This window comes from Aerococcus sp. NPDC058936 (genome assembly GCF_042741995.1).
Lineage (GTDB): Bacteria > Bacillota > Bacilli > Lactobacillales > Aerococcaceae > Aerococcus.
The window spans coordinates 59,118-74,471 of record NZ_JBHYKZ010000011.1; the positions used below are offsets into that span (position 1 = coordinate 59,118).

General features: G+C 40.3%; 12 protein-coding genes and 1 other RNA gene. 11 read left to right on the top strand and 2 right to left on the bottom strand.

The window, feature by feature from the left end:
• Nucleotides 1–6 precede the first annotated feature (6 nt).
• Nucleotides 7–657 carry an HAD family hydrolase gene (locus ACFW0C_RS09075; RefSeq protein ID WP_378106897.1) on the top strand — a complete coding sequence of 217 codons (651 nt, stop codon included), beginning with the start codon at nucleotides 7–9 and terminating at the stop codon, nucleotides 655–657.
• Between the two features lie 16 nt (nucleotides 658–673).
• Nucleotides 674–1,342, top strand: a complete 669-nt coding sequence (locus tag ACFW0C_RS09080) for a fructose-6-phosphate aldolase (RefSeq protein ID WP_378106898.1) — start codon at nucleotides 674–676, stop codon at nucleotides 1,340–1,342.
• Between the two features lie 105 nt (nucleotides 1,343–1,447).
• Here the strand turns inward: ACFW0C_RS09080 and ssrS are convergent.
• A non-coding RNA gene (gene ssrS, locus ACFW0C_RS09085) (6S RNA) lies at nucleotides 1,448–1,635 on the bottom strand.
• A 96-nt stretch (nucleotides 1,636–1,731) separates the two neighbouring features.
• A complete protein-coding gene (locus tag ACFW0C_RS09090) occupies nucleotides 1,732–3,003 on the bottom strand; it encodes a replication-associated recombination protein A (RefSeq protein WP_378106899.1) in 1,272 nt (423 codons plus the stop codon).
• A gap of 191 nt (nucleotides 3,004–3,194) precedes the next feature.
• Between ACFW0C_RS09090 and gshAB the strand changes: the two genes are divergently transcribed.
• From gshAB to ACFW0C_RS09135, 9 genes are all read left to right on the top strand, one after another.
• Nucleotides 3,195–5,489 carry a bifunctional glutamate--cysteine ligase GshA/glutathione synthetase GshB gene (gene gshAB / locus ACFW0C_RS09095; protein ID WP_378106900.1) on the top strand — a complete coding sequence of 765 codons (2,295 nt, stop codon included), beginning with the start codon at nucleotides 3,195–3,197 and terminating at the stop codon, nucleotides 5,487–5,489.
• A complete protein-coding gene (locus ACFW0C_RS09100) occupies nucleotides 5,489–6,619 on the top strand; it encodes a cysteine desulfurase family protein (RefSeq protein WP_378106901.1) in 1,131 nt (376 codons plus the stop codon). The genes gshAB and ACFW0C_RS09100 overlap by 1 nt, the downstream gene beginning before the upstream one ends.
• 26 nt (nucleotides 6,620–6,645) lie before the next feature.
• Entirely contained in the window at nucleotides 6,646–6,990 is a 345-nt protein-coding gene (locus ACFW0C_RS09105; RefSeq protein WP_378106902.1) for a hypothetical protein, read from the top strand.
• A gap of 195 nt (nucleotides 6,991–7,185) precedes the next feature.
• A complete protein-coding gene (gene mnmA, locus ACFW0C_RS09110; RefSeq protein ID WP_378106906.1) occupies nucleotides 7,186–8,277 on the top strand; it encodes a tRNA 2-thiouridine(34) synthase MnmA in 1,092 nt (363 codons plus the stop codon).
• Nucleotides 8,278–8,462: 185 nt separating this feature from the next.
• Nucleotides 8,463–11,021: an ATP-dependent RecD-like DNA helicase gene (locus tag ACFW0C_RS09115; protein WP_378106903.1), complete on the top strand. Its 2,559-nt coding sequence runs from the start codon at nucleotides 8,463–8,465 to the stop codon at nucleotides 11,019–11,021.
• 301 nt (nucleotides 11,022–11,322) lie between these two features.
• The gene (gene alaS, locus ACFW0C_RS09120; RefSeq protein WP_378106904.1) at nucleotides 11,323–13,965 is read left to right on the top strand and encodes an alanine--tRNA ligase; all 2,643 of its coding nucleotides are present in this window, start codon (nucleotides 11,323–11,325) and stop codon (nucleotides 13,963–13,965) included.
• Nucleotides 13,966–14,029: 64 nt separating this feature from the next.
• Entirely contained in the window at nucleotides 14,030–14,293 is a 264-nt protein-coding gene (locus ACFW0C_RS09125) for an IreB family regulatory phosphoprotein (protein WP_003140964.1), read from the top strand.
• Nucleotides 14,293–14,712: a Holliday junction resolvase RuvX gene (ruvX, locus tag ACFW0C_RS09130; RefSeq protein ID WP_111856932.1), complete on the top strand. Its 420-nt coding sequence runs from the start codon at nucleotides 14,293–14,295 to the stop codon at nucleotides 14,710–14,712. The genes ACFW0C_RS09125 and ruvX overlap by 1 nt, the downstream gene beginning before the upstream one ends.
• Before the next feature lie 188 nt (nucleotides 14,713–14,900).
• Nucleotides 14,901–15,200, top strand: coding sequence for a DUF1292 domain-containing protein (locus tag ACFW0C_RS09135; RefSeq protein WP_197558944.1), 300 nt, complete (start codon nucleotides 14,901–14,903; stop codon nucleotides 15,198–15,200).
• Nucleotides 15,201–15,354: the final 154 nt, after the last annotated feature.

The window sequence follows — 15,354 nt, forward strand, 5'->3', positions numbered from 1 at the left end:
GAAAGGATGCATAGCTTGAAGAATATAATTTTTGATATGGATGGCGTTATTACAGACTCCGAATACACATATTTAAATTCCAAAACGGAGATTCTAAAAGAAGCAGGATTTGATAAAGACATATCTTATCAATATCAATTTATGGGAACCACTTACGAATATATGTGGCAAACTATGAAAGATGAGCTTGGATTACCTTTGAGTATTCATAAATATATTGAACTGATGAATCACAAAAGAAAACTCATGATTCAAAATGATGGCGTAAAGGCCATTCTAGGGGCACAAGATTTTATAAAACAATTATCAGATGCGGGATTTCAAATGGCTGTAGCTTCTTCTTCACCTAAAAAAGATATCAACCATGTGATGTCCAGTTTAGATTTAAATGATAATTTTAAATACCTGGTAAGTGGAGAAGAAGTTGAAAATTCTAAACCAGCACCGGATGTATTCTTACTTGCAGCAGACTTACTAAACAGTAAACCAGAAGATTGTGTAGTGATTGAAGACACGAGAAATGGTGTGTTCGCTGGAAAAGCTGCGGGTATGTACACAATTGGGTTCAATAACCCTGATTATCCTGATCAGGATCTGTCAGCTGCAGATCAAATCGTAACTAGTTTTAATCAAATTCCTATCGATCAGTTCAGATAATTTTAAGGAGAAGCAAATGAGATTAATTATTGATTCGGCAAATATTGAAAAAATACAAGAATACGTTGAATACCTTCCTGTTGAAGGGGTTACTACTAATCCTAGTATATTAAAAAAAGAAGGAAAAATTGATTTCGCGCAGCATATCAAACAGATTAGAGAAATCATAGGAACCGACAAATCTATGCATGTTCAAACAATTGCCAGTGATTATGAAGGGATTTTAAAAGATGCCGAGACAATTCAAAGATTAATCGGGGAAGATACATATATTAAAATCCCAGCGAATAAGGACGGACTCGCAGCGATTAAGACTTTGAAAGCACAAGGAGTTAAGATAACGGCTACTGCCATTTATAATGAAATTCAGGCAATTCTAGCAACTGAATTAAATGCTGATTTTTTAGCGCCATATGTGAATCGGATGTCAAATTTAAATACTGATCCTTACCAAGCGATTAGTAATATTTATGAAAATATCAAAAGAACTGATAGTGAAACTAAAATTCTGGCAGCCAGTTTTAAGAACGTTGATCAAGTTCTAAAGGCAAATTTAGCAGGTGCAGAATTCGTCACAGTTGGCACGGATGTTGTTGATGCATTTTTAGCTGATGCTAATATCAATCATGCTGTGACTCAATTTACTAATGACTGGAACGACATACATAATAAATTTGAAATTTAGAGAGTAAAATCCTCGGTGCTAATGCTCCAATATTAGTTCCGAGGATTTTTTCCACAACAAAAAAAGGATGCGATAAACGCATCCTCTAAAAAGTTAATTTTATAAAAGAGCTCCGTTATGTGCCGTGATGAGATCTATCTGTATTGAACCCGCATTGATATACAGGTGGGAACCACATATCTACTTCAACAGTCCTCGTGATGAGGCGTTATATCCATAAACCTTGGCAGTTCCCTAGATAGCTAATTGTTCGGTCAACACATGTAAAGAAATCGCGAACACTACAGAGGAATTCTTCTTGTAAATATCATACAATCTTTTGAGGGTAATTTCAAGTTTTAGACTCTGAAAAAGCCGACAATTACCTTAATTTTAACATTTATAAGTGATTAATTACCTTCACGTTTACGGCGGTTTTCAGCTAAAGCCCGTTCATAATTCCCAGTGTCTCCGGCTTCGTAATACCGTCTACCAACTAGGGTATCTGGCAGGTATTGTTGGGATACCCAGTGGTTAGGGTAGGCATGTGGAAACTTGTATTCATTGCCGTGACCTAATTTTTCTGCGCCTTTATAATGCGCATCTTTTAGGTGTTTTGGAATGATACCAGACTTACCAGCCCGTACGTCAGCAAGGGCAGCATCAATTCCTTGAATGGCCGAATTGGATTTAGGCGATAAGGCTAAATCGATAATGGCGTTGGCTAAAGGAATCCGAGCTTCGGGTAGGCCTAATTGGTTGGCCGCTTGAACTGCGGCTACGGTTCGTTCGGTTGCTTGTGGGTTGGCTAAACCAATATCTTCATAGGCTATGACTAATAATCGCCGACATAAAATGGTCAATTCACCGGCTTCAATTAACCGTGCTGCGTATAAGAGGGCAGCGTCCACGTCGCTTCCACGGATAGATTTTTGAAAGGCTGAAATGACATCGTAATGCATGTCTCCGTCTGCATCGTGGGAGAATGATTTCATCTGCATGCTTTCTTCCGCGATATCCAAAGTAATATGGATACGGCCATCCGCATTTTCATCTGTTGATTTAACGCTTAGTTCTAGGGCGTTTAAGGCCGACCGCAAGTCCCCAAAGGCTGCATGGGCAAAGTGATCGATAGCATTGTCATCAATGTCAACTGGAAAACTGCCCAATCCGCGGTCACTATCGGTTAAAGCCCGTTCTAAACCAGTTTTAATATCTGCTTCATCCAGTGGTTCTAATTGAAAGATTTGGGCCCGTGACCGGATGGCTGGACTGGTATTAATAAAAGGGTTTTCAGTTGTTGCCCCGATTAAAGTAATCAATCCTGATTCCAAATGGGGTAGTAGAAAGTCTTGTTTTGTTTTATCTAGTCGGTGAATCTCGTCTAGCAATAAGACGATACCGCCAGAAAATTTAGCTTCCTCAACGACCGCCTGTAAGTCCTTCTTGCTGTCTGTTGCGGCATTTAACTTTCTAAAGGCATATTTCGTTGACCCAGCGATGGCTGAGGCAATCGATGTCTTCCCAATACCGGGCGGTCCATATAAAATCATGGATGATAATTGCATGGCTTTTACCATTCGAAAAATGATTTTGCCTTCTCCAACCAGATGTTGTTGGCCGACAACTTCTTCGATTGACCGAGGTCGCATGCGAAAGGCTAAGGGATTGTGTTGTGGCATTTACCTGGCTCCTTTCTTGACTATACTCCCATTAATTATAACATAGGTGATGCATCTTAGCGAATATACGTTCGTTTTCAAATAAAAAAGTAAGACAGAAAAATGGTTTGATAAGCACATTAGTGATAAAATAAGTCGAACAACCATTGCTATACGGATGGTAGAAGAGTAGATGAGGAGTTAGATTACATATGAATTGGTTACAGTCATTCATTCAACAAGCAGAGATTCGCCACGCCTTCAAAGAGGCATCGGTAGGGATTGAACGAGAGGGTCACCGGATTACACCTGAAGGGCAGTTAGCCTTAACCCCACATCCTAAAAAAGTGGATGGGTCAACGTCGTCATTTTATATTCAGCGGGACTTTGCGGAGTCGCAATTAGAATTGGTGACACCACCAGTTTATTCTGCGGACCATGTTATGGAATGGTTGCAAGCGATACATGAAGTTGCGATCGAGTCATTAACGGGAAATGAACGGATCTGGCCATACTCAATGCCACCTGCCTTGCCGGCGGATGACTTGATTGAAGTAGCAGATTTAGAAGACCCAGCTGCTGTTGACTACCGGGATTATTTAGTAGAAGTGTACGGGAAAAAATTGCAGATGATTTCTGGTATTCACTATAATATGCAGATTTCACCTACTTTCATTCAACTAGTCCATGAAGAAGCGAAAAAAGTTGACGGCAATAGCCAATCGCTAAAAGATTTCCAATCTGATTTTTACCTACGTTTATCTCGTAATTTCTTACGTTACCAGTGGATTTTAGTTTATTTATTTGGGGCGGCGCCAATTGCGGATGACAGCTTTTTCCGTGTGCCATCAGATAAATTTGCACACCCAGTGCGGTCAATTCGAAACTCTCATTTAGGTTACATCAACAAAGATGACGTGACCTTTACTTATGACAATTTAGAAGACTATGTGACGCAATTAGAGGCCAACGTGACTGAGGGCCGTTTAATCGCTGAGAAAGAATTTTACTCAAATGTTCGATTACGTGGTGCCAACAAAGCACGGTCTTTACTGAATAATGGGATTAAGTACCTAGAATTTAGACTGTTAGATATTCAACCGGATGCCGCTTACGGGATTAAAGCGTCAGATATTGAATTCATGAAATACTTCATCTTGTACTTAGTCTGGTCCTGTAAAGATGCCAATATGGCAGATGTTCATTACGGGATTGACTTGAAAACTAAAGTTGCTGAAGAAGAAACTTTCCAAAAAACGCAAGCCATGGATGAAGGATTAGCTATTTTGCAAGACATGCAAGACATGTTAGTAGCCATTGAAGCTGATCAGTCAGTTATTGAAACGACACAATTGATGGTAGACCGGATGAAAGACCCAGCATTAACCCCTGCTGGCCAAATAATAACGACTATGAATGATGTTGATGGCTACTTAGAAGCAGGGCGTCATTTCGCGGAAGAGGTCTATGAGTCAGCCTGGGCTAAACCTTATGCTTTAGGTGGATTTGAAGATATGGAATTATCCACACAAATCTTAATGTTCGACGCTATCCAAGAAGGCTACCAAATGGATATTTTGGACCGTGATGACCAGATGCTGCGTCTAAAATACAAGACCCACAAGGAAATCGTGAAGAATGCTAACATTACAAGCAAAGATCCTTATATTGGTCACTATGTAATGGAAAATAAGGTAGTCACTAAGGCGTTATTAGCTGAGCACGGCATTCATGTACCGAAAAGTTTGGAATTTAACCAATTTGATGAAGCAATGAAAGTGGCCGCTTTATACCAAGAAAAAGCGTTTGTGATTAAACCAAAATCGACGAATATGGGGATTGGAATTTCAATCTTTAAGAAAGGCGCGACGGCTGACGAATTTAAGGCAGCTTTAGATATTGCCTTTAAAGAAGACCATACTGTTTTAATCGAAGACTTTGCCTTTGGCACTGAATACCGTTTTTACGTTCAAGAAGGGGAAGTGTTGTCTATTGTCAACCGTGTTGGTGCTAATGTGATTGGAGACGGTCAGTCAACAATTGAAGAATTGGTCGCTGACAAGAATAAAGACCCTAAACGAGGACGGGACCATCGTTCACCACTAGAAATCATTCAATTAGGGGATATTGAAGTGAACACCTTGAAACAACAAGGCTTTACACCGACTGATGTGGTGCCTGAAGGGCAACAAGTCATTTTACGAGAGAATTCAAACATTTCAACAGGTGGAGATTCTATTGAAGTCTTAGCCGATATGCATGATTCTTATAAGGAAATTGCTGTGAAGATGGCGGCTGTTTTAGGGGTGAATATTACCGGATTAGACCTAATGATTGAAGACATTCACCAACCAGCAAGTGCAGATAACTACGCATTAATTGAAGCCAACTTCAACCCAATGATGATGATGCACATTTATCCAGCAGTGGGAGAAGGGAAACGGATCACAAAAGACCTGTTAAACTTCCTATTCCCAGAGAAAACAAAATTTACGGGAGGAAAATAATGAAAGGCATTTATTTAGATTACGCCGCAACAACACCAGTTGACCCAGAAGTCATTGAAGTCATTACAAATGCCATGCATGATGATTTCGGTAATGCTTCAAGTTTGTATAAGATTGGGCGTGAATCTAAGCAGAAGATAGAAGGCGTCCGCAGACAAATTGCCAAGACCCTAAACGCTGATGCAGATGATATTATCATTACGTCTGGTGGGACCGAGTCCAATGATTCAGCTATTAACCAAACTGTTGTGCGTTTAGCGGAAAAGGGTAGCCATTTAATTACCACCGCTGCAGAACATTCTTCTGTCTACCAGACTATGCGTCACCTTGAAAGACAAGGTTTTGAAGTGACTTATCTAGACTTTGATGAGGAAGGTCATATTGACTTTGAAGAATTGAAAAAAAGCATCCGCAAAGACACAATTTTGGTATCCATTATGGCTGGCAATAATGAAGTAGGGTCTCTGCAAGATATCCAAGCCATTGGCGACTTCTTACATGAGAAAGGTATTTTCTTTCATACAGATACCGTCCAAACATATTTGAATATCCCTTTAGACGTGGACAAAATGCACATCGATGCCTTGTCTATGTCTGCCCATAAAATATACGGGCCAAAAGGCATTGGCTTTATGTATTACCGTAATGCGAAGGCGGATTTTACCCCTTATGTACGTGGCGGTAACCAAGAAAATAAACATCGGGCAGGAACAGAAGCCTTACCTTTAATTTTGGGCATGTCTAAAGCCATCGAAAAACAATATGACAATATGGACAAGCACCAAGACCACTTAAAGGCCTTGCGTCAACATTTCTTGGAGGGTGCTCGGGAACGTGGGTTAGACTTCCAAATCAATGGTCCGGCTGAAGCAGAATTGGCCCATGTCTTAAATATCTATTGGCCTGGTCACCCGTCTGATCAAGTTTTAATCAAACTAGACTTAAGAGATGCCTACTTATCAGCAGGTTCAGCATGTACAGCAGGATCACTTGAACCATCACGTGTGCTTGTGTCTATGTTCGGGGCGGATTCGCCACGAATCGCAGAAAGTTTACGACTTTCTTTTGGAGACCCGACCGAATTTTCAGATATTGATCAAATTTTAGATATTTTTGCTTCAATTAATTAGTTGTTTTTAGTGGAGGAGAACAGATTATGGCAATGACAGCAAGTGTCCAGTTAAAAGGTGCTAGTAAGAAATTTAAACTAGCCGATACAGTGAAGAAATATACCCTTAGAGATTACGGATTCCAAGAGGGTAAACAAGGAAACTTTGAATTTGAACGCGTAGTAACCGCATCATTTAATGATAGCCGTGAAGTATTATTCAAAATGAAAGTGAACAGTAGCCTTGATGGTTTTTCTATGACCGTGACCAATTTAAACGGGATGCAAGTGGTGAATGTTTATAAAAACGACTCGATGGCGCCACTGCAAGAAGCGGTTGAACGGTTACAAGCGGATATGGTTGCTATGGGTATCCTTGAAGAAATTGTATAAACTATAATAAATATACTCGGAAAAAGTAAGCGTATTGCTTGCTTTTTTTGCTACAGCCTGTATAATCTGTACTTGTGATTTTATAATCTCTACTAACAACCTAATATACGACCTTCAATCGTAAAATTATGGCAGAAAGATGGTGATGTTGTGGTAGAAAATAATCCAAACAAAAATACCCGCGTGGTAGTCGGTATGAGTGGTGGCGTTGATTCCAGCGTTACGGCTTTATTACTGAAACAACAAGGGTATGATGTCATCGGTATCTTCATGAAGAACTGGGATGACACAGACGAAAATGGTTTCTGTACAGCAACGGAAGATTACAAAGACGTTGCCGCAGTAGCCGCGCAAATCGGTATTCCTTATTACTCGATTAACTTTGAGAAGGAATATTGGGACAAGGTATTCACTTATTTCCTAGATGAATACAAACGTGACCGGACACCCAATCCGGATGTAATGTGTAACAAGGAAATCAAATTTAAAGCTTTCCTAGACTACGCATTAGAACTTGGGGCTGACTATGTTGCAACTGGCCACTACGCGCAAGTTGAACGCGACGCTAAAGGCAAAGTACATATGTTACGTGGTTTAGATAATAATAAGGATCAAACATACTTCCTTAACCAATTATCACAAGACCAACTACAACGTGTCATGTTCCCATTAGGCCATTTAGAAAAACCAGAAGTACGTCGTATTGCTGAAGAAGCAGGCTTAGCAACTGCTAAGAAAAAAGACTCAACTGGTATTTGCTTTATTGGTGAAAAGAACTTTAAAGAATTCCTAGGTAACTTCTTACCAGCACAACCTGGTAAAATGATTGCTGAAGATGGGACTGTAATGGGTGACCACATGGGTTTGATGTACTATACAATCGGCCAACGTAAAGGATTAGGCATCGGTGGCGGTGGCGAATCTGATCAACCATGGTTCGTTGTAGGAAAAGACCAAGCTAAAAACGTTTTATACGTTGGCCAAGGCTTCCACAACGATAAATTATATGCAGACTACTTAATGGCGAGTGACCTCTCATTTGTCGATGACGAATTTACGGCAACATCATTTGATTGCGCAGCGAAATTCCGTTACCGTCAAAAAGATACACAAGTCCATGTTGATATCAATGAAGATGGGACTGCGAAAATCACTTTTGCAGAACCAGTACGTGCAATCACGCCAGGGCAAGCGGTTGTATTCTACGACGGTCTAGAATGTCTAGGTGGCGGTACAATTGATGCTGCTTTCAAAAATGCAGAAGTAGCAGAATTACAATACGTTTAAACACTTCAATCAACTATTCAAACAATTCAAACTAACATAGAAGAGGCGTGATGTCATGGTCACGTCTTTTTTCTATTATATTTCTATAGGCAAAATGACTTAGTGACCTATAAATCTATTCTTTCTGAACTACTTGAATATGCTATAATATGTAAGATTACTAAGACGAGGAAGGAGCAGCCAACATGCGACAAAATCAGAATCAATCAACAAGTGAAGATTATGTCATAGGTGAGGTAAAGGCGACCTTCTTTTTTAATGAAAGCAACTTTTATCGGGTAATGTCCGTTGAAATAGATGAAACCAATACCATGTATTCAGAAAAAGAAATCGTGATGACGGGAAACTTCCCAACTATTCAGGATGGGACGACCTATCACTTTAACGGGAAATTGGTGGACCACGCTAAATATGGAGTCCAATTCCAAGTAACTTCTTATGAAGCGCAGAAAATCACTTCTAAAGAAGGGTTAATTCGCTTTCTATCGTCCGAACAATTTCCAGGAATTGGAGATACGATAGCCAGTCGTATTGTTGATGCTTTTGGCGACCAAACCATTGATACTATTTTAAATGATTCAGAAGCCTTAAAAGTGGTTAAAGGTTTGTCTAAAAAGACAAGAACGATGTTACATGAGCGGATGGTTGAACAAAGAGGGAATGAACAAGTTTTCGTTAAGCTCGCTGAGATGGGTTTTTCATCGCGGTTGGCTGGGCAAATTTATGGCCTCTACCATAACGAAGCGGTCGAAATTATTGAAGAAAATCCTTATATTTTGATCGACGATATCCGTGGTTTTGGTTTCCAAAAAGCAGACCAAATTGCTTTAAATATTGGTTTTCCCTTGGATTCACCAGTTCGGATTGCAGGGGGAGTCATGTTTGTCCTAAACTTAGCCACTTTTGAATCAGGAAATACTTTTGTGATGGAAGAGCCACTGATTGAGAAAACCCAAGAAGTCTTGATGCAGGGGCAGTCACAATTTATTGAAGCTAAACGCATTCAAGATACCATTTCAGATATGAACGAAACAGGTAAGTTGATCTTATCTGAAGAAGGGCGGGTTGCCTTGCCCACTTTATACTTTGCTGAAGTGGGTATTGCCAAAATGATGGGACAAATGCAGCAACCTCAGTATCAACCCCAATATCCGGGTGTTGATTTAGACGAAGAAATCCAAAAACTAGAACAAGATTTAGGTATTTCCTACGGGCAGGCTCAAAAGAAAGCCATTAAAGAGGCCTTAACTTCTAAAATGTTTATCTTAACTGGGGGACCAGGGACAGGTAAGACCACGGTATTAAACGGTATCGTCCAATTGTATGCTCGTTTAAATGATATTTCCTTAAATGTAGAAGAATACGACCCAGGTGCTTTTCCAATTTCTTTAGCCGCTCCAACAGGGCGAGCAGCCAAACGAATGACTGAGATGATCCGCCTGCCAGCTTCAACTATTCACCGTTTACTCGGTTTAACAGGCGAAGAGGATGACAGGGAAGACGGCGAAGGATCAGGCATGCAACTAGAAACGGACTTGTTGATTATTGACGAAATGTCCATGGTGGATACGTGGCTTGCCTATAAGTTACTTTCAAGTGTCCCTTCATTTATGCAAGTCATTTTTGTGGGAGATAAAGACCAGTTAGCTTCTGTAGGACCTGGACAAGTATTAGCTGACTTATTATCTTCACAGACAGTTAAAACACGTGAATTAGATGAAATCTATCGTCAGAAAAACCAGTCGACCATTGTCCAATTGGCTCATCAGATTAAACAAGGTGTCGTCCCTAAAGACTTGATGATGAACCAACGTGACCGATCATTCTTCAAGGTGCAAGCGAATCAAATTGCAGACTTAGTAGCTATTGTGGCTAAGCGCGCTGTTGACAAAGGCTATCAAAAACGAGATATCCAGGTCCTAGCGCCACTTTATAAAGGACAGGCTGGGATCAACCATATTAATGAACGGTTACAGGCTGTTTTAAACCCTAATGACGACGGCAAACGCCGGGAGCTCGTCTATTTTGAGCAGACCTTCCGAGTTGGGGACAAGGTCTTGCAACTGAAAAACCAAGCCGAGAAAAACGTCTTCAATGGAGATTTAGGTGAGATAGTGGCTATCTTTTTTGCCAAGGAGACGACCAACAAGGTGGACCAGATTGTTGTCCAATTCGACGAGGTTGAAGTGACGTATGAACGTAATGACTTTAATGAAATTACGCTGGCTTACTGTACGTCCATCCATAAATCGCAGGGGTCAGAATTTCCGATTGTCATTGTACCTTTAGTGCCGCAACACCACCGGATGCTGAAGCGAAATTTGTTATATACTGGGATTACCCGGGCCAAGCAGTCCTTAATTATGTGCGGTGAACCCGAGGCCTTTCAAACGGCCATTCAAAATGTAGATGCTAGTCGGCAAACCCAATTAAAGGACTTTCTGATGGAAGCTGTAGATGTTGATGAGCGGATGGCAACTGCGGTTGAAGCAGAAATTGAAAAAAAAGATGGGACACCAGCAAAAGATCAAGCTGAAAGTCGGGCAGAAATGTCATCAGAGGATGATTTAACGGAAAATTCAAGTCCAGAAAATGGAGACGCCACTGAAGAGCGTATAGAACTGGAAGTGGTAGCTAACAGTGATCCAGAAGTTGAAGATTTTTGTCTGACAGCTGAGTTAGCCCTGAGTCATACAATTGACCCTATGATTGGGATGGAAGGGATTAAGCCAGAAGATTTTTAGTTGGATACTGGCTTGAAAACTTGACAAATTAGGCATTCTGTCAGTATAATTTGGAATGTGAAAAGACCAAAAAGTCTACAAGTGGAAAGAACCATATTTTATGAACCTTAGCGAGGATGATTAGGTGCAAGCATCCAACCATAAAATGCTCTCTTTCTAAACATTTAGTCGAAAGACTACGCGCTAGCGTTATCCAGCAAGTAGAGAGGTAATGTGAACATAGCATTGCAAATGAGGTGGTACCGCGCAAAGTCGTCCTCAATTTGCAATGCTATGTTTTTTTATTTTGAGGAGGACAATTATGAAACAGTTAACATCAGCAGAAATTCGCCAAATGTGGCTAGATTTTTGGCAATCTAAGGGTCATAGTGTGGAGCCAAGCGCTTCATTAGTACCGGTTCAAGACCCATCATTATTATGGATTAACTCGGGTGTTGCGACCTTGAAGAAATACTTTGATGGTTCTGTGGTACCAGAAAATCCGCGTATCACTAACTCACAAAAATCAATTCGTACCAATGATATTGAAAATGTTGGTGTGACGGCTCGCCACCATACTTTATTTGAAATGTTAGGAAACTTCTCTATCGGGGACTACTTCAAAGTGGAAGTGATTCCTTGGGCTTGGGAATTCTTAACTGATGAGAAATGGTTGGGCTTAGATCCTGAGAAATTGTATATGACTTACTATCCTGAAGATACTGAAACAGTTGAATTATGGCGTAAGGCAACTGGTTTATCTGATGACCACTATGTTCCAGTTGAAGACAACTTCTGGGATTTAGGTGCTGGTCCATGTGGTCCTGATACCGAAATTTTCTATGATCGTGGTGAGAAATATCAAGACTTAGAGGATTCTGACCCAGAAATGTACCCAGGTGGGGAAAATGAGCGTTACTTAGAAATCTGGAATATTGTATTTTCACAATTCAACCATATGCCAAACGGCGAATATGTGCCTTTAAAACATAAAAACATTGATACTGGTATGGGACTAGAGCGTATGACTTCTGTTATCCAAGATGCACCAACAAACTTTGAAACAGATCTATTCTTACCAATCATTAAAGAAATCGAAACTTTAGGAACATCTGTAAAATACGGTGAAAAAACTGAAACAGACGTGTCTTATAAAGTAATCGCAGACCACGTTCGTGCAGTAACTTTTGCCATTAGTGACCGTGCATTACCTTCAAATGAGGGGCGTGGCTATATCTTACGTCGTTTAATTCGTCGTGCGATTATGCATGCGCGCCGTTTAGGTATTAAAGATAATTTCTTAACGAAATTAGTGCCCGTTGTTGGGGATATTATGGCTGACTTCTATCCTGAATTGAAAGCAGATCAAGACTTTATCCAAGATGTGATCAAAACAGAAGAAACCCGTTTCAACGAAACAATCAACGAAGGGGAAGCCATTATTCAAGAAGTGATTGCAACGCTTGAAGCGGAACACAATAAAGTGATGTCTGGTGCGCAAGCCTTTAAACTATATGATACTTACGGATTCCCATTAGAATTAACCCAAGAATACTTGGAAGAAGTGGGGATTGATGTTGATTTATCTGGCTTTGAAGAAGCGATGAAAGCACAAAGAGAACGTGCACGTGCAGCACGTAAAGACGCAACTGGTATGGCTGTGCAGTCTGAAGTGTTAAGCGAAATTGATGTGCCATCAACTTATGTTGGTTACGACCAATTATCCGTTGAAACACGCATCAATACTATTGTATCAGGAGACGCACTGGTGTCATCAGCAGAAGCTGGGGACGAGGTATACTTAGTTGCTGAGCAGACAACATTTTACGCTGAAATGGGTGGGCAAATTGCGGATACAGGTGACGTCTTAGATCAAGATGGTCAATTAATTGGACATGTTGTAAATGTTGTTCGCGCACCAAATGGTCAGCACTTACATGAAGTGACATTAGACGCAGCAATCGTCTTGGACCAAACTGTTCAATTAACGGTAGACCGTCGTCGCCATCATTCAATCGAGAAAAACCATACAGCAACCCATTTATTACATCAAGCATTGAAAGATATTTTAGGTGACCACGCTAACCAAGCCGGGTCATTGGTAACAGCTGACCACTTACGTTTTGACTTCTCTCATTTCGGGCAAGTTACGGACGAAGAATTAGCTGAAATGGAAGCGAAAGTAAATGAAGCAATCGCGGAAGCTTTCCCAGTTGTCACGACAGTGACTTCGATTGATGAAGCAAGAGCTGCTGGTGCACAAGCTTTATTCGGTGAAAAATACGGTAGCGAAGTGCGTATGGTAGATATTAATAAGTGGTCAATCGAACTTTGTGGTGGTACACATGTTGACAATACAGCTGAAATCGGCCTATTTAAAATTACTTCAGAATCTGGTATTGGTGCTGGTATTCGTCGTATTGAAGCCGTAACTTCATTAGCGGCTATCCAAGAATATAAGATTCAAGAAAATATCTTGAAACAAGTTGCTGCAAATCTTAAAGCTGGTAAATTCTCAAACATTATTTCACGTTTACAACAATTTAGAGAAGAGCATAAGGAAACTTTACAGCAATTAAGTGCTTTACGTGATAAAATGAATGCGCAAGCTGCAGGACAAATTTTTGACCATGATGAAACGGTTGGTGCTTACACAGTGATCGCTGAGCACGTACCAAACCGTTCAATGGACGATTTACGTAAGATTGCGGATGAGTGGAAACAAAAAGACGCTTCTGATATCCTTGTGCTAGCGACTTCAGTAGATGATAAAGCAAATCTATTAATTGCTGTTGGTCAAGATGCTGTCAAAGCGGGTGTTAAAGCTGGTGACCTGATTAAACAAGTCGCACCTAAAATTGGTGGGGGCGGTGGTGGTCGTCCAGACATGGCCCAAGCCGGCGGTAAAAACCCAGCAGGAATTGAAGAAGCACTTACGTTTGCAAAAGAAATTATTGGCAAATAATGACGATTTCTTGTTAAAATACGGATAATTAGGTAAACTATAGATAATATTTGGAGGTGTTCTGATGAGTAATAAAGATGAAACAGTCCTATTCAATTTCGGAGAAAACAACGAAAAGGATGTCAAAGAGACATTAGAAATCGTATATGATTCTCTTAAAGAGAAAGGGTACAACCCAGTAAATCAAATCGTTGGTTATTTATTATCTGGTGATCCAGCTTATATTCCACGTCATAACGAAGCGCGTAATATTATCCGTTATCATGACCGCGATGAAATTCTTGAAGAATTAATCGTGAATTACATGAAACAATCTGGTCGCGAGTAATGCGATACATGGGATTAGATGTTGGGTCTAAAACAGTCGGCGTAGCTGTTTCTGATCCATTCGGTTGGACGGCCCAAGGGGTAGAAATCATTCCAATCGATGAAGAAGTTGAAGAATTCGGTTTGGACCGACTTGGTGAACTAATTGCTGAGTATAAGGTAGAAGCCTTAGTTCTAGGATTACCCAAGAATATGAACAATTCTATCGGTCCACGCGCTGAAGCCTCACAAAAATACGGCGAACTTTTGATAGACCGGTTTGATTTACCAGTCTTTTATCAGGATGAGCGGTTAACAACCGTCCAAGCAGAACGTATGTTAATTGCCAACGATGTCAGTCGTAAGAAGCGTAAGAAAGTGATTGATAAATTGGCTGCGGTATTGATTCTGCAGAATTATTTAGATGCCCACCCATCGTAGTAGGCGTACGGAAAGTCGCCTAGAATTGACGCGCTGTACCAAATACCGAAAAATAACTGTTAAGTAATTGGAACATTTTGGGAAGCGTCGGATAATTCTGACTTTTCAGTCCTGATATGATGGCTATTGATAGATATTTATTGAGTCCGTTACAGGCTCAACACACGAGAGGAAAAGGAGATTTTCAAATGACTGAACATCATGAACATGACCACGAAGGTCACGACCACATTACAATTGTTGACGAGGAAGGTAACGAGCAATTATTCGAAATTCTGTTTACATTTGATTCAGAAGATTTCGGTAAATCATATGTTATCGTCTACCCAGCAGGCGTATCTGACGAAGAGGGCGTAGAATTACAAGCCTTCTCTTACGTTGAAAGCGAAGACGGTTTTGAAGGTCAATTAAATCCTATTGAAACTGAAGAAGAATGGGATATGGTAGAAGAAGTATTAGCGACTTTTATCGAAGACGAAGATTTATAATCTGTCGCTTTAAGTAAATGTCAATAAAAGAGAGAAAGCATCCAATTGATTTTGGGTGCTTTTTTGGCTCTTCGTCAAATAGGACTGATGAGTAATTTCTACCAGGTAATCATTAGATTGCCTGGCTTTTTATATATTCTTTTCCATTATTCAT